16 protein-coding genes are annotated in these 26,777 nt (G+C 73.3%); 6 read left to right on the plus strand and 10 right to left on the minus strand.

Annotated elements, in window-relative coordinates; genetic code table 11:
- Nucleotides 1–60 precede the first annotated feature (60 nt).
- The 7 genes from ACFWPT_RS10780 to ACFWPT_RS10810 all read right to left on the minus strand — a co-directional run bounded on the left by ACFWPT_RS10780 (nt 61) and on the right by ACFWPT_RS10810 (nt 8,623).
- The gene (locus ACFWPT_RS10780) at nt 61–1,080 is read right to left on the minus strand and encodes an N-acetylglucosamine kinase (protein ID WP_380481093.1); all 1,020 of its coding nucleotides are present in this window, start codon (nt 1,078–1,080) and stop codon (nt 61–63) included.
- A gap of 153 nt (nt 1,081–1,233) precedes the next feature.
- Nucleotides 1,234–2,523 carry a 6-phospho-beta-glucosidase gene (locus ACFWPT_RS10785; RefSeq protein WP_380481096.1) on the minus strand — a complete coding sequence of 430 codons (1,290 nt, stop codon included), beginning with the start codon at nt 2,521–2,523 and terminating at the stop codon, nt 1,234–1,236.
- Nucleotides 2,523–3,431 carry a carbohydrate ABC transporter permease gene (locus ACFWPT_RS10790; RefSeq protein WP_063351434.1) on the minus strand — a complete coding sequence of 303 codons (909 nt, stop codon included), beginning with the start codon at nt 3,429–3,431 and terminating at the stop codon, nt 2,523–2,525. The genes ACFWPT_RS10785 and ACFWPT_RS10790 overlap by 1 nt, the downstream gene beginning before the upstream one ends.
- Nucleotides 3,432–3,472: 41 nt before the next feature.
- Complete coding sequence (locus ACFWPT_RS10795) at nt 3,473–4,471, minus strand: carbohydrate ABC transporter permease (RefSeq protein ID WP_079135906.1); 999 nt, start codon at nt 4,469–4,471, stop codon at nt 3,473–3,475.
- A 23-nt stretch (nt 4,472–4,494) separates the two neighbouring features.
- Entirely contained in the window at nt 4,495–5,850 is a 1,356-nt protein-coding gene (locus ACFWPT_RS10800; protein WP_380481099.1) for an ABC transporter substrate-binding protein, read from the minus strand.
- Nucleotides 5,851–6,015: 165 nt separating this feature from the next.
- Complete coding sequence (locus ACFWPT_RS10805; RefSeq protein WP_244293469.1) at nt 6,016–7,206, minus strand: ROK family transcriptional regulator; 1,191 nt, start codon at nt 7,204–7,206, stop codon at nt 6,016–6,018.
- A gap of 235 nt (nt 7,207–7,441) precedes the next feature.
- A complete protein-coding gene (locus ACFWPT_RS10810) occupies nt 7,442–8,623 on the minus strand; it encodes a mechanosensitive ion channel family protein (protein ID WP_380376748.1) in 1,182 nt (393 codons plus the stop codon).
- Between the two features lie 436 nt (nt 8,624–9,059).
- Between ACFWPT_RS10810 and ACFWPT_RS10815 the strand changes: the two genes are divergently transcribed.
- Nucleotides 9,060–9,704 (plus strand): HNH endonuclease, encoded by a 645-nt coding sequence (locus tag ACFWPT_RS10815; protein WP_063349454.1) that lies wholly within the window; start codon nt 9,060–9,062, stop codon nt 9,702–9,704.
- Nucleotides 9,705–9,816: 112 nt separating this feature from the next.
- Here the strand turns inward: ACFWPT_RS10815 and ACFWPT_RS10820 are convergent, their stop codons facing one another.
- A complete protein-coding gene (locus ACFWPT_RS10820) occupies nt 9,817–13,833 on the minus strand; it encodes a beta-N-acetylglucosaminidase domain-containing protein (protein ID WP_380481101.1) in 4,017 nt (1,338 codons plus the stop codon).
- A gap of 259 nt (nt 13,834–14,092) precedes the next feature.
- Between ACFWPT_RS10820 and malQ the strand changes: the two genes are divergently transcribed.
- Together malQ and ACFWPT_RS10830 are read left to right on the plus strand one after the other, a co-directional pair.
- Nucleotides 14,093–16,228 (plus strand): 4-alpha-glucanotransferase, encoded by a 2,136-nt coding sequence (malQ, locus tag ACFWPT_RS10825; RefSeq protein WP_380481105.1) that lies wholly within the window; start codon nt 14,093–14,095, stop codon nt 16,226–16,228.
- Between the two features lie 119 nt (nt 16,229–16,347).
- Nucleotides 16,348–16,581 (plus strand): hypothetical protein, encoded by a 234-nt coding sequence (locus ACFWPT_RS10830; RefSeq protein WP_079135908.1) that lies wholly within the window; start codon nt 16,348–16,350, stop codon nt 16,579–16,581.
- A 184-nt stretch (nt 16,582–16,765) separates the two neighbouring features.
- Here ACFWPT_RS10830 and pepN read toward each other — a convergent pair whose 3' ends face one another.
- Nucleotides 16,766–19,348, minus strand: a complete 2,583-nt coding sequence (gene pepN, locus ACFWPT_RS10835; RefSeq protein ID WP_380481108.1) for an aminopeptidase N — start codon at nt 19,346–19,348, stop codon at nt 16,766–16,768.
- A 165-nt stretch (nt 19,349–19,513) separates the two neighbouring features.
- Nucleotides 19,514–21,223 (minus strand): PQQ-binding-like beta-propeller repeat protein, encoded by a 1,710-nt coding sequence (locus tag ACFWPT_RS10840; protein ID WP_380481111.1) that lies wholly within the window; start codon nt 21,221–21,223, stop codon nt 19,514–19,516.
- Between the two features lie 420 nt (nt 21,224–21,643).
- Here ACFWPT_RS10840 and ACFWPT_RS10845 point away from each other — a divergent pair, with 420 nt between their 5' ends.
- From ACFWPT_RS10845 to ACFWPT_RS10855, 3 genes are all read left to right on the plus strand, one after another.
- Nucleotides 21,644–22,822: an ROK family transcriptional regulator gene (locus ACFWPT_RS10845; RefSeq protein WP_063349467.1), complete on the plus strand. Its 1,179-nt coding sequence runs from the start codon at nt 21,644–21,646 to the stop codon at nt 22,820–22,822.
- A gap of 245 nt (nt 22,823–23,067) precedes the next feature.
- Complete coding sequence (gene dxs / locus ACFWPT_RS10850) at nt 23,068–24,975, plus strand: 1-deoxy-D-xylulose-5-phosphate synthase (protein ID WP_363368836.1); 1,908 nt, start codon at nt 23,068–23,070, stop codon at nt 24,973–24,975.
- A 137-nt stretch (nt 24,976–25,112) separates the two neighbouring features.
- Nucleotides 25,113–26,642: a glycosyltransferase family 39 protein gene (locus ACFWPT_RS10855; protein ID WP_244293472.1), complete on the plus strand. Its 1,530-nt coding sequence runs from the start codon at nt 25,113–25,115 to the stop codon at nt 26,640–26,642.
- Nucleotides 26,643–26,777 lie beyond the last annotated feature (135 nt).

Raw genomic sequence — 26,777 nt, forward strand, 5'->3', positions numbered from 1 at the left:
CCGCCGCCGCCGGATGTGCGGATCCGGTGGCGGCGGGAGTCTTGAGGGGCGGCGTAACGGTCAGACGGCGACGGGCCGTTGCGCCTCGTACGCCTCGCGCAGCCGGGCCTGGGCCGCGGGGCCCGCCCCGAGGTGGTCGAGTCCGAGCAGGGCCGCGCCCAGGACGGGCGGCGCGACGACGACCCGCGGTTCGGCGAGCGGCGCCGCCTCGGCCAGACGGGCGGTCAGGTTGTCGATCAGCAGCGGCTGCCGGGAGGCGAGCACGCCGCCGCCGAGCACCAGCGGGGTCCGCGTGTCGAGCAGTTCCAGCCGCCGCAGGGCGACGACGGCGAGCCGGACGATCTCGTCGGCCTGGCGGTCGATCAGCCCCAGGGCGACCTCGTCGCCCTGCTCCGCGACGGCGAACAGCACCCGGACGATCTCGTGCAGCCGGCTGGTCGGCAGGTGCCCGAGGTGGACGGCCTCGGCGACGGCGCCGGCGCTGGGCAGGCCGAAGTGCTCGGCGATGGCGCGGGAGAGCCCGGTGGGGCCGCCGCGGCCGTCCTCGTGGCGGACGGCGTGCCACATGCTGGTGACGGCCAGGCCCCCGCCGCCGCCCCAGTCGCCGGTGAGCTCACCGAGGGCGGGGAAGCGGGCGGTGCGGCCGTCGGGCAGCAGGCCCACGCAGTTGATGCCGGCGCCGCAGACGACGGCGACGCCGCGCGGGCCGTCGGTGCCGGCCCGCAGCAGGCCGAAGGTGTCGTTGACGACGGTGTTGCTGGCGCCCCAGGGGTGGGATTCCAGCGCGGCGCGCAGGGCCTCCTCCTCGACGGGCAGGTCGGCGTTGGCCAGGCAGGCGCTGACGTGGCTGGTGAGGACGCCGCTCCAGGCGGGGTGGCCGGCCGCGGCGGCGGCCTGTTCGACGAGCGGGGCGAGGCCGGCGACGGCGGCGGCGCCGCCGATCTTCTGGGGTGCGAAGCCGCCGCCGCGGGCGGTGCCGTGGACGGTGCCGTCGGCGCCGATCAGGGCGACGTCGGTCTTGGAGTTGCCGGCGTCGATGGCGAGGACGCCTGGCAGGATCGGTTCGGGCTGGTGGGTCATCAGGTCCCCGCGGCTCGTACGTGGCCCGGCCGTGGCGTTGTCCCCGGCCGGGGGTGGTCGGTCTCCTCGCAGTGCCCGGCCCGCGACACCCTCATATCGCGGGCCGGGCGGCTTTCCCGGCGGGGCCCGGGTGCGTAGCCGGGCCCCGGGCCGTCAGGCCCAGGCGAGGTGCTCGCGGTTGTGGGCGAGCAGCCGATCGGTGAGCTGGTCGGCGAGTTCGAGCTGGCCGACCAGCGGGTGGGCGAGCAGGGCGTCGAAGACCCGGTCGCGGCCGCCGTGCAGGGCGGCGTCGAGGGCGAGGTGCTCGTACGCGGTGACGGCGGCGATGAGGCCGGCGTACAGCGGCTCGACGGCCCGCTGGGGGAGCGGCCGGACGCCGTTGGCGTCGACCTCGGCCGGGACCTCGATGACGGCGTCGTCGGGCAGGAACGGCAGCACGCCGTTGTTCGGCGCGTTGACGACCTGTACGGACGTCCCGCCGCCGGTGCCGAGCAGCGCGGCGATCAGCTGGACCGCCGCCTCGGAGTAGAACGCGCCGCCGCGCTGGCCGAGGAGTTCCGGCTTGGTGTCGAGGGCCGGGTCGGCGTACATCTCCAGCAGCTGCCGCTCGATCTCGGCGACCTGGGCGGCCCGCGAGCCCTGCACCTTGAGTTCCTCGACGACGGCGTCGTGCTGGTAGAAGTAGCGCAGGTAGTAGGACGGTACGACGCCGAGCCGCTCGATGACGGGCTGCGGCAGGTGCAGGTCCTCGGCGATCGCCTTGCCGTGCGCGGCGAGCAGCTCCGGCAGCACCTCCCGGCCCGTCGCCGATCCCGGGGCGTCGAGCAGGGTGACGCCGCGCTCCCAGGTGAGGTGGTTGAGGCCGACGTGGTCGAGCCGGATCAGTTCCGGGTCGACGCCGAGGTGGGTCGCGAACTTGCGCTGGAAGCCGATGGCGACGTTGCACAGGCCGACGGCCTTGTGGCCGGCGTTGCGCAGCGCGCGGGTGACGATGCCGACGGGGTTGGTGAAGTCGACGATCCAGGCGTCCGGGTTGGCGCGCCGGACCTTCTCGGCGATGTCGAGGACGACCGGGACGGTGCGCAGCGCCTTGGCGAGGCCGCCGGCGCCGGTGGTCTCCTGGCCGACGCAGCCGCACTCCAGCGGCCAGGTCTCGTCCCGGTTGCGGGCGGCCTGCCCGCCGACGCGCAGTTGCAGCAGCACGGCGTCGGCGTCGGCGACACCGGCCTCGACGTCGACGGTGGTGGTGACGACGGCACCGTGCCCCTGCTTGGCGAAGATCCGCCGGGCGAGCCCGCCGATCAGCTCCAGCCGGTCGGCGGCCGGGTCGATGAGCACCAGCTCGCCGATCGGCAGGGTGTCGCGGAGCCGGGCGAAGCCGTCGATCAGCTCCGGGGTGTACGTCGAACCGCCGCCGACGATTGCCAACTTGAGTGCGGACATCAGCCCTTGACCCCTGTCAGTGTCACGCCTTCGATGAAGGCCTTCTGTGCGAAGAAGAAGAGGATGATCACCGGTGCCATCACGAGGAGGGTGGCGGCCATGGTGAGGTTCCAGTTGGTGTGGTGGGCGCCCTTGAACGACTCCAGGCCGTACGAGAGCGTCCAGGCCGCGTGGTTGTTGCTGGCGTAGATCTGCGGGCCGAAGTAGTCGTTCCAGCAGTAGAAGAACTGGAACAGGGCGACGGCGGCGATGGCCGGCTTGGCCATCGGCAGCACGACCTTCAGCAGGGTGCGCAGGTCGCCGCAGCCGTCGATCCGGGCGGCCTCGATGTACTCCTTGGGGATGGTCAGCAGGAACTGGCGCAGCAGGAAGATCGAGAACGCGTCGCCGAAGGCCATCGGGATGATGAGCGGCCAGAGCGAGCCGCCGAGGCCGAGCTGCTTGGCCCAGAACAGGTACATCGGGATGACGGTGACCTGCGGCGGGAGCATCATCATGGCGATGACGGCCATCAGCGCCAGGTTGCGGCCCCGGAAGCGGAACTTGGCGAGCGCGTAGGCGACCGGCAGGCTGGAGACGATGGTCAGTACGGTGCCGAGGCCCGCGTAGAGCAGGGTGTTGCGCCACCAGGTGAGGAAGCCGGGGGTGTCCCAGACCTTGCCGTAGTTGCCCCACTGCCAGGAGGTCGGCCAGTAGTCGGTGGTGAGCGCCTGCTGGTCGGTCATCACCGAGGTGAGGAAGGCGAAGACGAACGGCAGCAGGAAGAACAGCGCGGCGGCGATGGCCAGCGAGTGCACGGCCACCCAGTGGAGCATCGCGCGGCGGCGGGCCGCCCGCGCGGCCGGGCCGGAGGCGCGGGAGGGGCCGGCCGGGGCGGGCGCCTTGGTGAGTGTGGAGCTGAGAGTCATGATCGGGTCCTCATCGGTCCGCTGGGTCCGCAGCACACGGACTAGTCGTCGCTCGCCATGAAGCCGGACTTGCGGCGGAGCAGGAGCGAGGTGACGGCCATCGAGATGGCGAACAGCACCAGGGCGACGACGCACGCCGCGCCGTAGTTGAAGCGCTGGAAGCCGAGGTTGTAGACCATCTGCGGCAGGGTCCAGGTGGAGCCCTGCGGGAATCCGGGCTCGAACTGCTGGCCGGAGTTGCCCGCGATGCCGCCGGCGACCTTCCCGGCGACGATCGCCTGGGTGTAGTACTGCATGGTCTGGATGACGCCGGTGACCACGGCGAACATGATGATCGGCGAGATGTTCGGCAGCGTGACGTACCGGAACCGCTGGAAGGGTCCGGCGCCGTCCAGTTCGGCGGCCTCGTACTGCTCCTTGGGGACGTCGAGCAGCGAGGCCATGAAGATGACCATCAGGTCGCCGATGCCCCACATGGCGAGCATGGTGAGCGCGGGCTTGGACCAGTCGGCGCTGGCGAACCAGCCGGGCTGCGGGAGGCCGAGCTCACCGAGGAAGTGGTTGACCGGGCCGGTGCCGGGGTTGAGCAGGAAGGCGAAGGCGACGGTGGCGGCCACCGGCGGTGCCAGGTACGGCAGGTAGAACGCGGTGCGGAAGAAGCCGGCGCCGGTCTTGACCTTGGTGATGAGCAGGCCGATGCCGAGGCCGAAGGCGACCCGCAGGCTCACCATGATGAAGACCAGCCACACGGTGTTGCGCAGGCCCTGCCAGAACGCCGGGAGGTCGTTGAAGACGTAGTCCCAGTTCTTCAGGCCGCTGAAGGTGGGGGCGCCGAAGCCGTTGTACTTGGTGAAGGAGAAGTAGGCGGTGGAGATCAGCGGGTACAGGAAGAAGACGCCGAAGCCGATCAGCCAGGGGGAGAGGAAGGCGAGGGTGCGGGCCGCCTCCCGGCGGCGCTTCCGGCGCAGCAGGTGCTGCGTGGAGGGCGCCGCCGGGTCGGTCGATCCGGTGCCCTTGCGGGTGCCGAACGCGAGTGACATGGGAGCTCCGTGGACCGTTTCCGCTACTTCGCCTGGGCGATGGCGGCGTCGATCTCCTTGGCGGTGGCCGCGAGGCCGGCCGCGAGATCGGGCTGCTTGCCGGACTCGTAGTCGTAGCCGAGGTTCTGCAGGGAGGCGATGTAGCCGCTGCCGTTGACGGCCGCCGGGGTGGTGCCCGAGTACTGGTTCTTGGCGACGTCGATGAAGGTCTTGAAGTTCGGGTCGTTCGTCAGCTTCGGCGAGTTGAGCGCGTCGAAGGTGCTGGGCACGTTGTGGATCGCGTTGGCGAAGCCGACCACCGCGTCGGTGTCGGTGGTCAGGTACTTGACCAGCTCCCAGGCCGCGGCCTGCTTCTTGCTGCTGCTGGCGATGCCGACGATGGTGCCGGTCTGGTAGCCGCGGCCGTAGGTGTCGGCCTGGTCGTCCGGGACGGGGAACGCGGCGGTGGCCCAGTCGAAGTCGGGCTTGTTGTCGGAGAGGGCGGCGGTGCGCCACTCGCCGTCGATGGCCATCGCGACCTTGCCGGTGAGGAAGGGGTTCTTGGCGCTGAACTCCTCGCCGAAGGTGGCGCGGTACTTCTCCAGCTTGGTGTAGCCGCCGAGCTGGTCGACCATGTCCTTCTGCCACTTGAGCATCGCGGCGACCTTCGGGTCGGCGGCGATGTTCGACTTGCCGTCGGCGCCGAAGTAGGTCGGGCCGTACTGGCCGAGGAAGTGCTCGGTGGTCGACTCGTAGCCGTGGTACAGCGGCATGAAGCCGAGCTGCTTGTAGCCGTCGCCGTCCGCGAGGGTCAGCTTCTTGGCGTCCTCGGCGAACTCGCTGAAGGTCTTCGGCGGGTTGGCGATGCCCGCGTCGGCGAAGGCCTTCTTGTTGTAGTAGAGGCCGTAGGCGTCGCCGAGCAGCGGCAGCGAGCACTGGTTGCCCTGGAACTGCGTGTAGTTGAGCATCGCGGCCGGGAAGGTCTTGACCGGGTCGATGCCGCTCTTCTGCAGCAGCGGCTTGAGGTCGGTGAACGCCTTGGTCGAACAGAACATGCCGACGTTGTTGGTGGTGAAGGAGGAGACCACGTCCGGCGCGTCGTCGCCGCCGGCCCGCAGGGCCTGGTTGACCTTGTCGTCCGCGATGTTGTCCACGGCCTTGACGTGGATGTTGGGGTGGGCCTTCTCGAAGGCGGCGATGTTGTCGTTGATCGCCTTCACCTCGTTGTCCTGGCTCCAGCCGTGCCAGAAGGTGATGGTGACGTCCTTGCCGCTGGCCGAGTCGTCGCTGCCGCTGCTCTCGCTGCTGCCGGTGCAGGCGGTGGCGAGCAGGGCCAGGACGGCGGTGCCGGTGACGGCGGCGATCGTGCGACGGCCTCTGCGGGAGGTGGTGGAGTGCACTTCGAGGTCCTCCTGGGGGTGCGCGGGCAGGCGTCATTGCCTCGGGGCCCGCGTTCGGGGGTGGGGAGAGGTGGGTGCAGGGTGCGTGCGGGGTGGCGGGCGACCGGGGAGCGTCGGCGGGTGAACGTCGGTGAACGTCGGTGGGTGGCTGTCGGTGGGTGGCTGTCAGTGGGTGGAGAAGACCGCCTCGCGGGCGTCCGCCAGCGCACGTTGCAGGGCGCCGAGCAGGACGGGCGAGCCGGGCAGGGCACTGCTGCGGACCTCGGGCCGGGCGATGGAGAGCCTGGCCAGTTCGTCCTCGACGAGGGCGCGCAGGCGTTCGCCGCCCGCGGTGGGCACCGCGCCGGAGAGGACCACCAGCTGGGGGTCGACGACGGCGACGATCGCGGCCAGTCCGACGGCGAGCCGGCCGGCCAGTTCGACGAGGAAGGCGTCGCCGGCGCCCGGGGTCTCCAGGGCCTTGGCGATCGAGTCCTCGGCGGTGGGCGCGCCGAGCCCGTGCTCGCGGGCCAGGGTCCGGACGGCGGGTGTGCCGACCAGCTCCTGGAACCCGCCGAACTTGCGGCGGCGCACGTCCCGCGCGACCGGCGAGCCGGGCACCGGCATGTAGCCGACCTCCCCGGCGCCGCCGGTGAAGCCGCGGTGCAGCCGGCCGGCGATGACGATCGCGGCGCCGGTGCCCGCACCGGCCCAGAGCAGGACGAAGTCCTCGGAGCCCCGCGCCGCGCCGGAGGCCTGTTCGGCGACGGCGGCGAGGTTCACGTCGTTCTCGATCGACACGGGCGCGCCGATCGCCTCGGACAGCTCCTCGACCAGCCGCGGCGAGTGCCAGCCGGGCAGGTGGGAGGCGTAGCGCAGCTTGCCGGTGACCGGGTCGGGGGCGCCGCCGACGCCGATCGCGGCGGTGCGCAGGCTGCCCGCGGCCAGCCCGGCGGCGCGGACGGTCTCGGCGACGGCGGCGGCGACCTTGGCGACGGTCTCGGCGGCCGGCACGCCCTTGGTCGGCACGGCGTGCTCGGCCAGCGTGGAGCCGGTGATGTCGGCGACGGCGACTCTGATCTCGCTGTTGGTGACGTCCAGTCCGGCGACGTGGCCGGCGGCCGGATTCACCTCGTACAGCTGCGCGTTGGGGCCGGGGCCGCCGGCGGTGGTGCCGACCGGCAGGACCAGTCCGGCCGCCTCCAGGCGGGCCAGCAGCTGGGAGGCGGTGGGCTTGGAGAGGCCGGTCAGGGTGCCGATCTGGGTGCGGGAGAGCGGTCCGTTCTCCAGCAGCAGTTCGAGGGCGGCGCGGTCGTTGATGGCGCGCAGCAGGCTGGGGGTGCCGGCGAGGGGGGCCTTGGCGGTGGTCTTGGTCACGCGCGAAATCCTCCTCTTCCGGCTGGTGGGGGGAGCGACGAGGGTGAACCCTCGGGTTCGGGGAGCCGAACTGTTAGGAAAGTTTCCAGTCGCTTGGGAAGGACCGTACGGGCCCCGTCAGCGGGGTGTCAATGGTCCGTGGCCCGGAGGATGCCGAAGCGTTACCGGGCAGCACGAAGCCCCGTTTCCCAAGGGTCTTGGGAAACGGGGCTTCGTGCTGCCGGGCCTGGAAGTCCTACGGCTTGGCGAGGTCGTCGGCCGGCCTCGGCGCCGGTATCGGTTCGGTCGCCCGGTACCGGGGCGAGGTCGGGTCGGACAGCGCGGACGGCGGCGCCGACTCGGTCGCGGGGGAGATCACCACCCCGGTGGCCGGGGCCGTCGTCGCCGCGGCGGCCACCGGCGCGGCCTCCTCCTTGACCTTGATCCCGGCCTGGTCGAAGGCCGTCTTCAGGCGCTGGCGCAGCGCCCGGGACACGGCCGGCGCCTTGCCCGGCGCGGTCCGCGCCTCGATCCGTACCATCACCGAGTCCGCCGCGACCGACTCCACGCCCAGGATCGACACCGGTGCCCAGACCAGCTCGTCGTACGGCGACTCCTTGGACAGCGCCTCGGCCGTCTCCTGGATCAGGTCCTCGACCCGCAGCAGGTCCTCCTTGTACCCGACCTGCACGTCCACCGAGGCGGTCGACCAGCCCTGGCTCATGTTGGCGATCCGCTTCACCTCGCCGTTGCGGATGTACCAGATCTCGCCGTTGGCCCCGCGCAGCTTGGTCACCCGCAGGCCGACCTCCAGCACCGTGCCGGCGGCCACCCCGGTGTCGATCTCGTCGCCGACGCCGTACTGGTCCTCCATGATCATGAAGACCCCGGAGAGGAAGTCCGTCACCAGGTTGCGGGCGCCGAAACCGATCGCCACACCGGCCACACCGGCGCTGGCCAGCAGCGGCGCCAGGTTCACGCCCAGCGCGGACAGCACCATCAGCGCGGCCGTGCCCAGGATGGAGAACGACGCCACGCTGCGCAGCACCGAGCCGATCGCCTCCGACCGCTGCTGGCGCCGCTCCGGGTTCACCACCCCGGTGTTGGCCAGCAGCCCGCCGAGCCGGCTCTCCTCGTGGTGGTCGTGCGAGCGCGCCATCCGTGTGATCAGCTGGGTGATCAGCTTGCGCACCACGGCGCGCAGCACCAGTGCCAGCAGCACGATGAAGACGATCCGCACCCCGCCGGCCAGCCAGCCCTGCCAGTGCGTGTCGAACCAGCTGGCGGCCTGCTTGGTGGTGTCGCTGACCTCCTGCGCGCTGGTCGGGATTCTCAGGTCCAGCTGCGGCAGCTGCGGCGCGGTCGGGCTGGGCGCCGGTGTCGGAGTGGAGAGCGTCGAGGACGCGTCGGCGATACCGGTGGCGCCGGAGCGGAACACGTGCGGGCCTTCCTGCAAGGGGGCGTGGCGGGCCCGCGCCGCGGCACGCGGCCCGCGGACCGTCCGCCTCAGCCTAACCGGCGCCGAACACCCGACCGGACACGCCGAAGGGCGTACGGAGCAACGCGAACGCCCCGTCAGCGCACCGGTGCGCTCCCCCGGACGACGGGGTCGGCCGCTGCTCCGACCGGCCGAGCGCTCCCCCGGGAGGGCCACGGGCGGCACCCCGAGGGCACCCGGGTGCAACCCGACCTTCCCCAGGGCATACCGGCTATGACAGAAGCCACACCGGAAGTTCACACCAGGTCCGTTACACAGGAGTGGTGGCGCCGTACAAAGGCGTAAGGCGACACTGGGGGAGATCGCGCACCAGTTGTGCGATCCAACCGCTCGTCCCGGCGCGAGCCACGCGCCGCAGGCGTCCAAGGAGGCATCCGTGCCGCATGTCCTGGTCCTCAACGCGTCCTACGAGCCACTCGGCGTCGTATCGATGCGCCGCGCACTCATCCTGGTCCTCAACCACAAGGCGGTCAGCCTGGAGGACTCGGAAGTCACTCTGCACAGCGCCACCAGCGCCCTTCCGGCGCCGTCCGTCGTCCGCCTGACCCGCTTCGTCCGGGTCCCGTTCTGCGGGCCCGTCCCGCTCACCCGCCGGGCGCTGTTCGCCCGTGACCACGGCCGCTGCGTCTACTGCGGGGCCGCCGCCACCAGCGTCGACCACGTCATCCCGCGCAGCCGGGGCGGCCAGCACCGGTGGGACAACGTGGTGGCGGCCTGCCGCCGCTGCAACCACACCAAGGCCGACCGCCACCTCACCGAACTCGGCTGGCGGATGAAGCGCCCACCGGCCCCGCCCAGCGGCCTCGCCTGGCGGATCATCGGCACCGGCATCAAGGACCCGCGCTGGCGCCCCTACCTGGAGCCGTACGGCGGCTCCGACCAGTTGCGCGCCCCGCAGTGGGGCGAGTACGAGCACCTCGACCATACCGAGCAGGGCCTCCCCGTCCCGCTCGGCCGGGCGCACTCGGCCCACTCCGCCCCCGTCCGCCGCGGTGAGCAGCCCGAACCGCTCTCCGCCTGACCCCGCTCCACAAGGGCCAGCCCGTCATATCGTCGGTACGCCTCATGGGCCGCCGCGCCCCCCACCGGGGAGCACGGCGGCCCGCCGCGTTGTCCGGTGGGGAGCGCGGCGACTACTTCTTCGGCGGCGCTGTCCCGCCCGTCGTGCCGCCTGTCGTACCGCCCGGAGTCCCGCCCGCCGGGGGCGTGGCCGGGGCGCTCGGAGCGGTCGGGGCCGTGGTCGGGGCCGTGGGCGCGGTGGTGGCGCCGCCGTCCGGCTGGGCCGGGGGGACGGTCGGCGGCTGCGGCGGGGCGGGCGGGGTGACGGCGTACAGCTCGACGCCCCACAGCGAGTAGCCGTACTTGTTGGCCCGGGCCACGCCCTGCACCCGGAGGAACCGGGCGCCCGGCGCGTCGAAGCGCACGGTCTCGTCGCCGCCCCTGCCGTTGTCCACCGTCGCCGCGTCGGTCCAGGTGGTGCCGTCCGCCGAGACCTGGAGCCGGTAGGCGGCGGCGTACGCGGCCTGCCAGTGCAGCACCGCAGCGCCCAGGTGGGTCGTCTGCGGCAGTTCCAGCTGCACCCAGGCGTCGTCCTTGGCGGGGGAGGACCAGCGGGTCTTCGGGTCACCGTCGGTGACCGCCGAGGCGGGGAAGTTCGGCGTCTCGTCGCCCGAGGAGGTGGCCTTCGCGTGGAGCGCCAGGTCCGGACCGCTGGTCGGCGGCACCACGTGCACCTGGAGTACCTGCTTCACGGTGGTGGCGCCGGCCACGAACTGCACCGGCACCTGGTACGTCCCGAACGGCGTCCCGGGATCGGCGCTGACCAGCAGCGGCACGCCGATGCGGCCGCCGCGCGGCACGGTCACCCCGGCCGCCGGGGTCACGGTCAGGCCCTTGGCCGCGGCCGGCACCTCGGTGCGCAGCTCGCCGGTGGTCCCCTCGGGGCGGCCGGCCTCGACGGTGGCCCGGGTCTGGGCGGGCGCGGCGGCGCCGGTCACCACGTCCAGGGTCGGGTCGGACAGGCTGAGCCGGGCCGCCGGGACGTCCGCGTACCAGGGGATCACCTGGTTGACCACCGGCGGGTCGCCGCCCGGCTTCCAGGTCAGCCGGAACGCGTCGGCGGCCTGCCCGCCGGCCGGCAGCTCGTTGTAGCCGGGCTGCACGGTGCCGATGTCCGTCCAGCCGCCGTCCGAGCGGCGCACCGAGACAGTGGCGGTGGCGTGCACGCCCGGGTCGGTGAGCACGGTGAGCCGGTCGAGCGGGCGGGCGGCGCCCAGCTCGACGGTGAGCGGCTCGTCCTGCGCGGTGGGCGGCTTGGCGGCCCGGTACGCGGTGTCCGGATTGCCGTCCAGCACTGCGGACGCCGAGGAGCCGGGCAGCGCGGCGGGGCCGCCGGTGACGCTGGCGGGGGCGTCGTCGGGCGCGGTGACGGTGAACTCGCGCACCGCGACGGCGGTCTTCTGGGCGGCGGTGGCCCGCAGCCGCACGGCCCGCACCACCGGGCCGGCCGGCAGCTTGGCGCTGACCGACTTCTGGTTCTTGACCACGGCGAGCTGCTTCCAGCCGCCCTCGCCGGTGCTGTACTCCAGCACGCCGTCGTGGAGGTAGTCGTCGACCGCGCTCCGGCCGTCCGGCCCGTTGCCCCAGGAGCCCATCAGCACGGTGACGGCGCCGACCGGGCGCCCGCCGCCGAGGTCGACGCCGACCGCGTCGCCGGGCTGCGGGGGAGCGGAGCTCCAGTAGAACGTGTCGGCCACGCCGTCGGTCATCAGCGCGGGCAGGTGGTCGTGCGCGGTGCCCATGGTGGTGGTCGGGGTGATCCCGCCGCCGGCCACCCCGGCCCAGTTGTCGGCGGCCTGGACGGCCCGCTCCAGGAACGGGCCGAGCACGTCCGCGCCGATCGTGGCCGGGCTCTGCGCGAGCTGCTCGCGCAGCCGGTTGAGCTCCACCCGGGCCTTCCAGGCGGCCGCGCCGTCGCCGCCGTGCTGGGCCAGCAGCATGTCCAGCGCGGACTGCCCGGCCAGCCCGTAGTCGTGCAGCGGGGCGAGCCAGGGCGCGGCCTCGGCGGCGAGCTGGGCGGTGGCCTGGGTGCCGGCGAGGGTCTGCTGGGCGGTGGCCATCGCGGCGAAGGCGTCCCGCAGGGGCGCGGCGGCCTCTATCAGCTTGGCGAGGTCCGACGCGGTGCCCGAGGTGGGCTCGGCGGCGGCCCAGAACCGGTCGAGCAGCGGCGTCAGGTAGCCGGACTCCTGCTTGGACAGCGGCGAGGAGGAGCTGTTGCCGGCCAGTGCGGTGACCGCGGACAGGGCGGTGCCGGCGGGCGTGCTGCCGGCGCCGGTCGGGCCGGCGAGCGAGCGCACCGCGGCCTGCCAGGAGTCCTCCGGCCGGTAGCCGGCCGGGTTCCAGGCGAAGTCGCCGGCCGTGGCGAGGGCGATCCGGGAGGCCACCGGCTGCTGCATGGCACCGGTGAGCATCACCGCCGAGCGGGTGGCCACCTCCGGTTCGCGCCCGGTGTAGGCGCCGAGGAAGAGCCGGTCCGGGCTGGCGTCGTTGACCGGGTAGTTGTCCATGGTGACCAGCGGGTGGCCGTACAGGTCGCCGGTCTCGGCGGCCTGGGCGCCGGTGATCTTCTCCGGGATCACCCCGCCCCCGCTCCAGGCCACCTGCACGCCGTCCGGCAGCGCCGCGGCCAGCGCCTTGCGGTACGGCGTGACGCCCTGCTTGTGGTACTCGGTGGGCACGACGGACAGCGGCGCCAGGCCCGGGTTGCGCGCGATCAGCCGGTCCCGCACCTTGGTCACCAGCGCGGCCTGCGCCTTGGCGGCCGCAGCCGGGCCGGTGCCGTACGTGTCGCGGTCGTCGCCGCAGTGCCACTCGTCGTAGCTGACGTCCAGGAACTGGAGCTGGAAGGCGGTGAAGCCGAGCTTGCGCAGCCCGTCCAGCTTGGCCACCAGCGCGTCCACGTCCTTGCCGGAGCTGAAGCAGAGGGACTGCCCCGGGTCGATCGCGTAGCCGAGCGTGACGTGGTCGCGCCGGGCCCGGCCGCCCAGTTCGCGCAGCTCGTCGGCCTGGGCGGCGGGGTAGGCGTCGCGCCAGCGGGAGAGCCGGAACGGGTCGTCACCGGGGGCGTAGAGGTAGAAGTTCTGCTTGGAGCGGCCGAGGAAGTCCACCTGGTCGAGCCGCTGCTGCGCCGTCCACGGGCTGCCGTAGAACGCCTCCGCGGTGCCGCGCACCGGCGCGCCGCTCGGCCAGTCCCGCAGCGTGATCCCGGGCAGGCCCAGCCCGGCGGCGCCCGGCGCCTGCCCCTGCCCGGCCGGGACGGCGGCGAGCAGCTGGCGCAGGCTCTGCGCGGCGTAGAAGGTGCCCGTCGCGTCCGCGCCCGCCAGCACCACCGCGCCGTACGTCCCGCCGCCCTGGGCCGGCAGCTGACCGACCGACAGCACGTACCCGCCGGCCGGCATGCCCGCGGTCGAGGGGGCGGCGCCGTCCTTGCCGCCGGCCGCGGCGGACAGCGCGCGCAGCGCCCGGTCCGTCCCGCCGCCGGCGGCCTCGGCCGGTCCGCCGACGTACACCACCAGCGACCCGGCGGCCGGCGCGTCGGCGTCCGGCTCCGGGGTGACGGTCGTCGCCCCGGCGACCTCCAGCACCTCCCGGACGGCGTCCAACGCCCCGAGGTCCGCGTCCGGCGCCGGCACCAGCGTCACCGCGGCCGGCACCGCGACCGGCTTGCCGGCCACCGTCTGCTCCTGCGGCCGCGGGAACACCTGCGGGTTCGTCATGCTCCCCAGCGGCGTCTGCGGCGCGCTGCTCACCACGTCCGGCCCCGCCGACGCCGCGTACGCCGCCGACGGCATCGGCCCGGCCAGCAGCCCGCCGACCACCGCCGCCGCCGCGACCCCCGCCGCGATCTGCAGGGTCCGCCGCCCCGGCCGCCCCGCCGCCCGCCGGGCCCGCTCCGCCCGCACCGACGCCAGCAGCGGTTCCGTCCCCTTGAGGCCGGCGATCAGCCGGTCCGCCGTCCTGGGCGCCAGTTGACGGCACGTCCGTGCCGTGGCCCGCCGCGCCGCCAGCGCCGCCGGGTGGTACAGCACCTCCCGCAACGCCGCACTCCGCTCCAACCGCTGCCGCAGCCGCTGCCCGGCCACAACGGACACTCGGGCTTCCACAGGAGCCTCCTCGCCAGGCCTGGACCACATCGCCGCAACCCCACCAGCTACCCAACCCGGTGTCAACGCGGCCGCCCGCTATGCCGGGTCTGCCCCGGTTCGAGCATTCGGTCCGGGGTCGCGGCAGCCCCCGGCCGCCAGGCCGATCCGCCCACGCGGTCGTGTCGCGCAGCGTCGTCGGGCCGTCACCCGGGTAGGACTGTGGTCGTCCTGACCAGGCGTTGCCGAGACATCGCAGGAGCCGCGAGTGGCCGCTTATCTCGACCGTGACGGAGCCGACGGGCTGAGGGTGCCGACGCAGGACGCGCCGCCGCCACCGCCCGAACTGGTGGCGCTGGCGCAGGCGTACGGGGTGGACACCCGGTACCCCGGGCCGGGGGGTGTGACCGTGGGGGCGCGCACGCTGGTCGCGGTGCTGGGGGCCCTGGGGGTGGCGGCGGGGACGCCGGAGCAGGCGCGCGAGGCGCTGGAGCGTCACCGGGCCGCGCAGCAGGCCCGGTTGCTGCCGCCCTGCGTGGTGGTCCGTCAAGGGCGTCGGACGGCACTGGACGTGCCGGCCGACGCGCGGCTGCACGTGGAGCTGGAGGACGGCGGGGTGTGGGAGCTGCCGCGCGGCCACTCGCACTGGCTGCCGCCGGACCTGCCGCTGGGGCGGCACACGCTCAGGGCGGAGAGCGGCGAGGGCAAGGCCCAGGCGGCGCTGATCGTCGCACCGGAGAAGCTGCCCCCGCTGCCCGGCTACAGCTGGGGCTTCCTCGCCCAGCTGTACTCCGTCCTGTCCGACCGCTCCTGGGGCATGGGCGACCTCGGCGACCTCGCCGAGCTGGCCCGGTGGGCGGGCGCCGGCCTCGGCGCGGGCTTCGTCCAGATCAACCCGCTGCACCAGGCGCTGACCGCCGCCCCCGCAGCCCCCACCGACCCGTCCCCCTACCGCCCCTCCTCCCGCCGCTTCGCCGATCCGGTGCACCTGCGGGTCGAGGCCGTCCCCGAGTACGCCTATCTGACGGGTGACCAGCGCGCCGAGGCGGAGGAGCTGGGCCGCCGGGCCGCCCGGCTGCGCGACGAGGTGCTGGGGCACGACGGCCTGATCGACCGGGACGCCGTCTGGGCGCTCAAGCGCGAGGCGCTGGAACTGCTGCACGAGGTGCCGCGCGGCCCCGGCCGCCAGGCCGCGTACGAGGCCTACCAGCGCCGCGAGGGCGACTGGCTGCGCCGGAACGCACTGTGGAACGCGCTCGCCGAGGTGCACGGCGCCGACTGGCACGGCTGGCCGAAGGGGCTGCGTCACCCGGACGGCCCACAGGTGGGTCGCGCCTCCCGGGAGCTCGCCGACCGGGTCGAGTTCCACCGCTGGCTCGCCTGGCAGGTCGACCAGCAGCTCGCCGAGGCCCAGGGCGCGGCCCGGCAGGCCGGCATGCCGGTGGGCCTGATCCACGACCTGGCCGTCGGCGCCCACCCGGACGGCGCGGACGCCTGGGCGCTCCAGGACGTGCTGGCCGGCGGCATCTCCGTCGGCGCCCCGCCGGACGCCTTCAACGCCCACGGCCAGGACTGGGGCCTGCCGCCCTGGCGCCCGGACGCGCTGGCGGCGGCCGGCTACACCCCGTACGCGGAGCTGCTGCGCGCGGCGGCCCGACACGCGGGCGCGGTCCGGATCGACCACGTGATGGGCCTGTTCCGGCTCTGGTGGGTGCCGGACGGCCACCCGCCGACCGAGGGTGCGTACGTGCGCTACGACGCCGAGGCGATGCTCGGCGTGCTGGCCCTGGAGGCGCACCGGGCGGGGACGGCGGTGATCGGCGAAGACCTGGGCACGGTGGAGCCGGGCGTCCGGGAGGAGCTGGCGGCGCGCGGGATCCTCGGCACCTCCGTGCTCTGGTTCGAGCGGGACTGGCAGGCGGCGGGGGAGATCCTCGCCCCGGACCGCTGGCGCCCGGGCTGCCTGGCCACCCTCACCACCCACGACCTGCCGAGCACCGCCGCCCGGCTCTCCGGCGAGCACGTCGAACTGCGGCACCGGCTCGGGCTGCTGGCCCGTCCGCTGGGCGAGGAGCAGGAGGAGGCGGTGGCCGAGCTGGCGGACTGGCGGGCCGAGCTGACCGCGCGGGGGCTGCTCGCGCCGGGCGAGCCGCTGTCGATGCCGGTGCTGTACCGCTTCCTGCGCGCGACCCCGGCGGAGCTGGTCGGCGTCTGGCTGCCGGACCTGGTCGGCGATCCGCGCCCGCAGAACCTGCCCGGCACCTGGGACCAGTACCCGAACTGGCGCCTGCCGGTCGCCGACGGCGCCGGCGACCCGGTCACCCTCGACCGCCTGGCCGCCACCCCGGCCGCCCGCCTGCTCGCCCACCTGCTGGCCCCGCCCGGCGCCCACCCCGCCGTCTGACCTCGCCGTCCGCCCCCGGCACCTGATCCCGCCGCCTGACCCCGGCACTGCGGACGGCTCCCTTCCGGAAGGCCGACCCCGACGCGCGGGGGGTCATAAGCGGCGGGTAAGTTGGAAACGTGGACAAGAGGAACGCTTTGCGAGCCGGCGCGGTCTCCGCAACGGTCACGCTGATGATGCTGCTGTCGTCGCCCGCCATGGCCCTCACCAGGGACGACGGCGACGACCCGGGTCCTGGCCTGAGCGTCGGCCAGACCATCGGCCTGTACGTGCTGATCCCGATCGCCGCCTTCGTGATCATCGCCGCCCTCGCGGGCCTGCCGTACGGCAAGGGCAAGGGCAAGAAGAAGTAACCACCGCGTCCACCAGGACCTGCACGACCCCGAAGGGGCACCGGAGATCTCCGGTGCCCCTTCAGGCGTTCCAGCACCTTGACGGCGCCCGACGGCGCCCCAACGGAGCCCCGTCGGCGCCCAACGGAGCCCCGTCGGCGCCCGACGGGACCCCGACCGGGGCCCCGACGGGCGCCTCAGCAGGTCAGCGGCCGGCGCCCGCCGCCCGGTCGACCGCCTGGGCCTTGAGCGCGCGCTCGATCCCGGCCCGGGCCTCGACGACCTGGCGCCGCAGCGCCGGTGCCGGCTCGGCCTCGGTCAGCCACGCGTCGGTCGCGTCCACGGTGGCCTGCGTGACCTGCAGCGCCGGGTACAGCCCGCCGATGATCTGCTGCGAGATCTCGTGGCTGCGGGTCTCCCAGACCTCCTTGACGGCGGCGAAGTACTTGGCCGCGTACGGCGCGAGCAGCTCGCGCTGGTCGGACTGCTGGAAGCCCGCGATGGTCGCTTCCTGGACGTAGTTGGTGAGGGTGTCCGACTCGACGACGGCGGTCCAGGCCTCGGCCTTGGCCTCGGCGGTGGGCCGGGCGGCGCGGCAGGTGGCGGCGTGCTCCTGGCCGGCCGCGGTGTTGTCGCGGGCCAGCTCGGCCGTCACGGCGGCCTCGTCGGCGCGCCCGGTGGCGCAGAGCCGGGTGAGCAGGGTCCAGCGCAGCTCGGTGTCGACGGCGAGGCCCTTGATCTCGGCGGTGCCGTCGAGCAGGTCGGCGAGCAGGCCGAGTTGCCCGTCGGTGCGGGCGACGGAGGCGAGGGTGCGGGCCCAGGAGAGCTGGTGGTCGCTGCCGGGCTCGGAGGAGCGCAGGTGCTCCTCGGCGGCGTCGGCCCACTGGGCGAGGCCCTGCTCGCGCCAGTCGGGGTCGGTGTAGGCGTCGAGGGCGAGCCGGACCTGGCGCTGCACGGACTGCACGACGCCGATGTCGCTCTCCCGCCCGATGCCGGAGAGGGCGAGCGCCAGGTAGTCGCGGGCGGCGAGTTCGCCGTCGCGGGTCATGTCCCAGGCGGAGGCCCAGCACAGGGCGCGCGGCAGCGACTCGGTGAAGCCGCCGAGGTGCTCGGTGACGACGGCCATCGAGTCCTCGTCGAGCCGGATCTTGGCGTAGGAGAGGTCGTCGTCGTTGAGCAGCACGACGGCCGGGCGGTGCCGGCCGACGAGCTCGGGCACCTCGGTGCGCGGGCCGTCGACGTCGAGCTCGATCCGGTCGGTGCGCACCAGCGCGCCGTCGGCGAGCTCGTACAGGCCGATGGCGATGCGGTGCGGGCGCAGCACGGCCTCGCCCTTGGCGCCGGCGGGCAGCGCGGGGGCCTCCTGGAGGACGGTGAAGGACTCGATCTCGCCGTCGGTGTTCAGCGTGATGGCGGGCCGCAGCACGTTGATGCCGGCGGTCTCCAGCCAGGCCTGGGACCAGGTCCGCAGGTCGCGGCCGCTGGCCTCCTCCAGGGCCCCGAGCAGGTCGGCGAGCCGGGTGTTGCCCCAGGCGTGGCGCTTGAAGTAGGTCTGCACGCCCTGGAAGAAGGCGTCCTGGCCGACGTACGCCACCAGCTGCTTGAGCACCGAGGCGCCCTTGGCGTAGGTGATGCCGTCGAAGTTGACCTGGACGTCCTCCAGGTCGTTGATGTCCGCCATGATGGGGTGGGTGGAGGGCAGTTGGTCCTGCCGGTAGGCCCAGGTCTTCATCTGGTTGGCGAACGTGGTCCAGGAGTTCGGCCACTTGGAGCCGGGGGCCTCGGCCTGGCAGACGGCCTCGGCGAAGGTGGCGAAGGACTCGTTGAGCCAGAGGTCGTTCCACCACTCCATGGTGACGAGGTCGCCGAACCACATGTGGGCGAGCTCGTGCAGGATCGTCGCCGCGCGGGCCTCGTAGGCGGCGTCGGTGACCTTGGAGCGGAACACGTACTGGTCGCGCAGGGTGACGGCGCCCGCGTTCTCCATCGCGCCGGCGTTGAACTCCGGGACGAACAGCTGGTCGTACTTGGCGAACGGGTAGGGGAAGTCGAACTTCTCCTGGAAGTAGTCGAAGCCCTGCTTGGTGACGGCGAAGATGTCCTCGGCGTCCAGGAACTCGCGCAGCGAGGGGCGGCAGTAGACGCCCAGCGGCACCTTCTGGTCGCCGTTCTCGTAGGTGTCGAAGACCCCGACGTAGGGGCCGGCGACGAGCGCGGTGATGTAGGTGGAGATCCGGCCGGTGGGCTCGAACGTCCAGACCTGCGCGGCGCCCTCGCCGACCGGGGTCGGGGTGGGCGAGTTGGAGACGACGACCCAGCCGGTGGGGGCGGTCACGGTGAACGCGAACGCGGCCTTCAGGTCGGGCTGTTCGAAGGAGGCGAAGACGCGGCGGGCGTCCGGCACCTCGAACTGGGTGTACAGGTAGGTCTCGCCGTCGACCGGGTCGACGAACCGGTGCAGGCCCTCACCGGTGTTGGTGTAGGCGCAGTTGGCGACGACGCGCAGCTCGTTCTCGGCGGCCAGGTTCGGCAGCGGGATCCGGCTGTCGGCGAAGCTCTCCGGGTCGAGCGGCGCGCCGTTGAGGGTGATCTCCTCGACGCTCGGCGCGACGAGGTCGATGAACGTGTCCGCGCCGGGGGTCGTGGCCGTGAACCGGACCACGGTGGTGGACCGGAAGGTGCCTCCTTCGCGGGCCGAACTCAGGTCGAGCTCGATGTCGTACGCGTCCACGTGGAGGAGGTCGGCCCGGGTGCGGGCCTCCTCGCGGGTCAGGTTGGTGCCGGGCACTCGCTGCACTCCTTCGTCAGGCTGATGGGGCGAATCCTCCCATGACCCAACGGACGGGCTCCCGGAATAATCACAGGCGGGGCGGGTCCGGACGGATCGCCCGTTCCCGCCCCGCCAGGACGGGCCCCGAGGGCCCGCGTTCGAGGAGTGCTCAGCCCCCAGCCGTCACTTCTTCCACTTGGTCAGCGGCGCGTCGGAGCTGCCGCGGCGGAAGGCGTACACCGCGCTGCCGTCGCTGGAGAGGACGTACTCGGACATGCTCATCCCGATGTCCAGGCCGTTGGGCATGGCCATGGTGCCGAGGTCGGTCATCGAGCCGTCGGCCGGCGAGAGCGTCACCAGCCGGGCGGGCTTGTTGTAGCCCTGGCTGACGATGGCGCGGACCTTGCCGTCCTTGTCGGTGCCGGACACCAGCCGGATGTCCTGGCTGGACGTGGCGCTGGCGGCGGACCAGATCCGCTTGCCGGTGGTCAGGTCGTACGCGTTGACGGCCGACTTGGCGCCGGTGATCTGGGCGTACAGGGTGGTGCCGCTGACCACGTTCTGGGTGTAGGCGTCGGACTGGCCGGACAGCCGCAGGCTGTCCGCGCCGGGCTCCTTGACCGACATCTGGTTGCCGGGCTTGTTGCTCTTGTCGAACGGCAGGATGTAGTCGCCGTTGGGGCCGCTGCTCATCAGCAGCACCAGCGGCTGGTCCTGGACGACCTTGTCGATCCGCTCGATGCTGCCGGTGAGGGTGATCGGCGTGCTGGCGGCCTTGCCGCTGTCGGCGTCCACGACGACCAGCTGCGACTTCGGGCCGGAGCCGCCGTAGCAGCGGTCGCTGACCGCGATCTGGCTGCCGGCCGCGCGGCCGTAGAGGCTGCAGTCCTTGTCGCGCGGCTGGAACTGCCAGGCCGCCGAGCCGTTGTCGATGTTCAGGCCGCCGACCACGTTGCCGCCGATGGCGACCACCTTGTCGGTGACGCTGAGCGTCGGCGAGGACATCCGGTCGGTGGAGACCTTGACGCTCCAGAGCAGCTTGCCCTGGCTGACGTCGACGGCGCCGATGGTGGAGCAGTCGCTGTCACCGGTGTTGAAGGAGACGGCGGCGATGTTCTTCGAGTTGGTCGAGTAGGAGGCGGTGCACACCTCCTTGCTGCCGGCCGGGACCGGGATGTTCCAGGCCTCCTTGCCGTCGGAGGTGTTGTACGCCCGGATGCCGGTGCTGTCGGCGCGCACCGCGACCTTGTCGCTGCCCCAGATGCCGAGCAGCTGCGAGCCGCTGTCCGCGGTGGCGGCCTTGGGGGCGTTCCAGGCGATGTTGTACCCGGCCCCGCCGGTGTTGCCACCGGTGCTGCTGCCGGTGGTGCCGTCGGCGGTCGGGGCGTTGGTGACGGTGCCTCCGGAGGTGGTGGTGCCACCGGACGTGGTGGTGCCGCCGGACGTGGCGTTCGGCGTGGGGTCGGGGTCGTTGCCCTTGAGGAGCACGACCAGCCCGGCGACGATGGCGATCGCCAGGACGCCGCCGATGATCCCGCCCCACAGCATCACGGGGTTGCGCTGCTTGGGCGCGGGGGGCACCGGCGCGCCCGGGTAGTACCCGGGCTGCTGCTGCGGGTATCCGTAGCCGGCGCCGTAGGCCTGCCCGCCGTCCGGCGCGCCGTAGGCGCCACCGGGCATCGGGTCGTACGGGCCGACCGGCGCACCGGCCGGCGGCGGCGGAGCCTGGCTGGGGAAGGCGGCCGCGGTCGGCGCGTACGGCTGGTAGCCGGCACCGGCACCGGCACCGGCACCGGCGGCGGGCGGCTGCGCGGGCGGAGCCGGCGGCTGGGCCGGCGGCGGCCCGGCGGGCGAGGCCGGGCGCGGGATCGCCGCGCCGTCGAGTTGTGTCATCTGGTCCGCCACGGCGGCCGGGTCCACGCCGCCGGGCGGGCGCCCGAACGAGACGCCCCGATTGTCCTGCGGGCTGCTGCCCGACGCTTCGCCTGCCCCCGGCGTAGGGTGATCCCCTGCCATCTGATTCCCCGTCATTCCTGGAAGCGTCCCCCTGCCGATACCGCCCCGCGGTCCGGGGGGACGCGTGAGATAGGGCACCATGCTAGTGGCGGGTGTTTTTCGGTCGAACCCAGGACTCCGCAGGCCCGTTTCCGTCCGTTCCCCCGCCGCTTCCGGGCCCGCCGCCACCGGCCCGCCGCCACCGGCCCCCGTCGTACCGCCCAGGTCCGATCCGCGCCGATCCACGGCACAGGCCCTACCCTTCAGGAGTTGAAGGGGACGTCCGGCGGAGGGGTCCCCGCCCTGGGAGGGTGGATCATGTCGACGGACACACCGGGCTCGCAGTCGTCCTTGCACCGGGCGAACCTGGAGCGGGTGCTGCGCGCGGTGCGGACGGCCGGTTCGCTGACCCAGGCCGAGATCGCCCGCGGCACCGGCCTGTCCGCGGCCACCGTCTCCAACATCGTGCGGGAGTTGAAGGAGAGCGGCACCGTCGTGGTCGCCGACACCTCCTCCGGCGGCCGGCGGGCGCGCAGCGTCTCGCTCAGCGGGGACGCGGGCATCGTGGTGGGCATCGACTTCGGCCACACCCACCTGCGGGTCGCGGTCGGCAACCTCGCGCACCGGGTGCTCGCCGAGGAGAGCGCCCCGATCGACGTGGACGTCTCCGCCGCGCAGGGCTTCGACCGGGCCGAGGCGATGGTGGAACGGCTGCTCCGGCAGGCCGGGTTCCGTCCGGAGAAGGTGATCGGCGTGGGCCTCGGCGTGCCCGGCCCGATCGACGTGGAGACCGGCGCGCTGGGCTCCACCGCGATCCTGCCCGGCTGGACGGGCATCGCCCCGGGCCGGGAGCTGGCCGAGCGGCTCGGCATGCCGGTGCACGTGGACAACGACGCCAACCTGGGCGCGCTCGGCGAACTGGTCTGGGGGGCCGGGCGGGGGCTGAGCGACCTCGCGTACATCAAGGTCGCCAGCGGGGTCGGCGCCGGACTGGTGGTCAACGGCCAGATCTACCGCGGGCCGGGCGGCACCGCCGGTGAGATCGGGCACATCACCCTGGACGAGGCCGGGCCGGTCTGCCGCTGCGGCAACCGCGGCTGCCTGGAGACCTTCGTGGGCTCCCGCTACCTGCTCTCCCTGCTGACCCCGACCCTCGGGCCGGACCTCACCCTGCCCCGGGTGGTCGAGCTGGCCCATCAGGGTGACCTCGGCTGCCGCCGGGTGATCGCCGACGCCGGCCGGCAGATCGGCACCGGCGTCGCGACCCTGTGCAACCTGCTCAACCCGCGCCGGGTGATCCTCGGTGGCGACCTCGCCGAGGCCGGTGAGCTGGTGCTCTCCCCGATCCGCGACTCGGTGGCCCGTTACGCCATCCCGAGCGCCGCCCGCCAGCTCTCGGTGGTCCCCGGCACACTGGGCGGCCGGGCCGAGGTGCTCGGCGCGCTGGCGCTGGTGATGAGCGAGATGGGGGAGTCCGGGGCGCTGGGGCGCGGCTGAGCCGCCGCGGCCCGGATCGCGCCCGAACATTCATTCGTCAATCCAGGGTGACGCGCGACCCCCGGGCCGACCTCCGGGAATGGCGGTAACGGGTCGGTGGCACCGGCCGCGCCGCTCGGTGTCCGGCAAGCGGACATTAGACTCGACCGGTCGGCACCGGCCGCGACCGCCGGCCCGCCGCCAGACCGGGCAGCGACGCCCGTCGGACCGCCCGCGGTCCGCGAACACTGAACGAGGAGGAACGGGTGGCCCTGCTGACCCGCATTCGGGGACCGCGTGATCTCGACCGGCTCACGCCGGGACAGCTGGCCGCACTGGCCCAGGAGATCCGGACCTTCCTGGTGACCGAGGTCGCCAAGACGGGCGGCCACCTCGGCCCCAACCTCGGCGTGGTGGAGCTCACCATCGCGCTGCACCGGGTCTTCGACTCGCCGCGCGACCGCATCCTCTTCGACACCGGCCACCAGAGCTACGTCCACAAGCTGCTCACCGGCCGCCAGGACTTCTCGATGCTGCGGATGAAGGGCGGCCTGTCCGGCTACCCGTCCCGCGCCGAGTCCGAGCACGACGTGATCGAGAACTCGCACGCCTCCACCGTGCTCTCCTACGCCGACGGCCTGGCCAAGGCCAACAAGATCCTCGGCAAGCCGGACCCGGTCGTCGCGGTCATCGGCGACGGCGCGCTCACCGGCGGCATGGCCTGGGAGGCGCTCAACAACATCGCCGACGCCAAGGACCGCCCGCTGGTCATCGTCGTCAACGACAACGAGCGCTCCTACTCGCCGACCATCGGCGGCCTGGCCAACCACCTCGCCACCCTGCGCACCACCCAGGGCTACGAGCGCTTCCTCTCCTGGGGCAAGGACGCGCTGCAGCGCACCCCAGTGGTCGGCCAGCAGCTGTTCGAGACGCTGCACGGCGCCAAGAAGGGCCTCAAGGACTTCATCGCCCCGCAGGGCATGTTCGAGGACCTCGGCATCAAGTACATCGGCCCGATCGACGGCCACGACCTGACCGCCCTGGAGTCCGCGCTGACCAAGGCGCGCGGCTTCGGCGGCCCGGTGATCGTGCACTGCCTCACCGAGAAGGGCCGCGGCTACCACGCCGCGGAGAACAACGACGAGGACCGCTTCCACGCGGTCGGCAAGATCCACCCGGAGACCGGCCTGCCGATCCAGAACGCCGGCGGCCGGAGCTGGACCTCGGTCTTCGCCGAGGAGATGGTCGCGCTCGGCCACGAGCGGGACGACATCGTCGGCATCACCGCCGCCATGCTCCACCCGGTCGGCCTCGCGCCCTTCGCCGAGGCCTTCCCGGACCGCATCTTCGACGTCGGCATCGCCGAGCAGCACGCCGTCACCAGCGCCGCCGGCCTGGCCACCAACGGGCTGCACCCGGTCTTCGCGGTCTACGCGACCTTCCTGAACCGGGCCTTCGACCAGGTCCTGATGGACGTCGCCCTGCACAAGCTGGGCGTCACCTTCGTGCTCGACCGGGCCGGCGTCACCGGCGACGACGGCGCCTCGCACAACGGCATGTGGGACATGTCGATGCTGCAGATCGTCCCGACCCTGCGGCTGGCCGCCCCGCGCGACGCCGACCAGGTCCGCGCCCAGCTGCGCGAGGCCGTCGAGGTCAAGGACGCCCCGACCGTGGTCCGCTACTCCAAGGGCACCGTCGGCCCGGCCGTCCCGGCGGTCGGCCGGATCGGCGGCATGGACGTGCTGCGCGCCGCCGAGGAGCCGGGCGGCACGCACCGCGCGGACGTGCTGGTCGTCTCGGTCGGCGCGATGGCCGCCACCAGCCTGGAGGTCGCGGACCTGCTGGCCGCCCAGGGCATCACCGCCACCGTGGTGGACCCGCGCTGGGTCAAGCCGGTGGACGCCGCCCTGCCGGGCCTGGCGGCCGAGCACCGGGTGGTCGTCACGATCGAGGACAACGGCCGGGTGGGCGGTGTCGGCGCCGCGGTGGCGCAGGCGCTGCGCGACGCGGACGTGGATCTGCCGGTGCGCGACTTCGGGATTCCGCAGGAGTTCCTGGACCACGCGAGCCGGAACGAGATCCTGGCCGAGATCGGCCTGAACGCCCCGGACATCGCCCGAAAGGTGACGGCCCTGGTCGCCAGCCTGGACGCGGCTCGGGTCGAGGCCTGAGAACGGGCCCGGAACGCGTTCCACCGACGACTGTTCGTCGTAACCCTGTAACAGTTCGTCACGAAACAAGCTGACAATCGCACCGAAAGGCGGGACCGGCGCCGCCCGCGCCGATCCCGCCCGGTAGGTTGTCATCCGTGCCCACCCCCACCCGCTTCCGCCTCGCCGGACTGGCCGAGCGCCTGCCCGAGCGCGTCCGTACCCATGTGCAGACCGGGTACTGGACGAGGCTGGTGCCGGTGCTCGCGCTGGTCGCACTGCTCACCCACATCCCGTCCTTCGCCCGGCCCGTCTGGAGCCCCGACGAGGGGTTCCTGGCCACCCAGGCCCGGATGCTGGCCGACGGCGGAGTGCTGTACGACACCGTGGTGGACCGCAAGCCGCCGTTGCTCCCCTGGCTCTACCAGGCCTGCTTCACGATCTTCGGCTCCGCCTCGCTGTGGCCGCTGCGCACCCTGGCGGTGGGCGCCCACCTGGTCACCGCGATCCTGCTGGCGTCCATCGCCCGCGGCCGCTGGGGCAACCGGGCCGGGGCCGGCGCGGGACTGCTCTACCTGCTGGTCTCCATCGGGCTCTCCCCGGAGGACACCCAGGCGGCGACCTTCGAGGTCTTCATGCTGCCCGCCATGGTGGCCGCGTTCCGGTACGCCGAGCGCCGTCGCTGGCTGGCCGCGGGCATCGCGGTGGCGCTCTGCTCGCTGACCAAGCAGACCGGCGGCGCGGTGCTGCTACCGGTGCTCTGGATGCTGTTCCAGGACGCCCGCCGGCGCGGGGTGCGCTGGCCGCCCGCCCTGTTCAAGATCGGCTTCGGCTTCATCCTGCCGATAGCGCTGGTCGCGGTCATCCTGACCAAGCCCAAGGGCTTCCTGTTCTGGGTGGTCACCGGCAGCGGGGACTACGCCTCCTTCGGCGGCGCGTGGCTCCAGATGATCGGCCGCGCGCTCGGCAACTCGGCCATCCTGGTCGCGGCCGGGCTGGGCTTCCTGCTCCCGGTCGGGCGCCGGCTCTGGCTCAAGCACCGCCACCGGCCGCTGCCCGTCGCCGGGGAGGAGCACGGCTCCACCGGGGACCTGTGGGTCTGGCTGGCCTCCTCGGTCGTCGCGGTCAGCGTGGGCTTCCACTTCTTCGGCCACTACTACCTGCAGCTGATCCCCCCGCTGGTGCTGCTGGGCACCGGGGCGGTGGCCACCTCGGCGGTCCGCTGGAAGCCCGTCCTGGTGTACACCACGGTCGCCTCGACGGTCTTCTGGGCGCTGGCCCTGGCCTGGCCGGGGGAGCGGCTCAACCGCACCACCGAGGTCGCCACCGCGGTCGCCGCCCAGACCACCCCCAAGGACACCGTCCTGGTCTGGGGCATGCACCCCGAGCTGTACTGGCTGGCCGACCGCAAGCCCGCCACCCGCTACCTGACCGCCGGCTTCCTGACCAACTACAGCGGCGGCAAGGACGGCAACGCCAACGTGGGCGAGCAGTTCAGCGTCAGCAACGCCTGGCAGACCTTCGACAAGGAGCTCGCCGACAACCTGCCCGAGGTCGTGGTGGACGACTCCGGCATCGCCCCGTACCAGCCGGTGCTGGTCCCGCGGATCGAGAACCTGCTGGACACCCACTACGAGATGGTCGGCGTCTTCGCCGACACCGTGGTCTACCGCCTCAAGAAGAGCTGACCACCCCCCCCCGCACACGCCGGAGCCCCGGTGACCGTCCGGCGGTTTCTAGGGGTCGTTGCAACACGTGGTCGGTTTGATCAGGCCGCGAGCAGTTTATGCAGGCGCTCGGCTGGGGTTTCCCAGTCGAGCGTT

It is taken from the genome of Kitasatospora sp. NPDC058478, assembly GCF_042720345.1.
Classification (GTDB): Bacteria; Actinomycetota; Actinomycetes; order Streptomycetales; family Streptomycetaceae; genus Kitasatospora.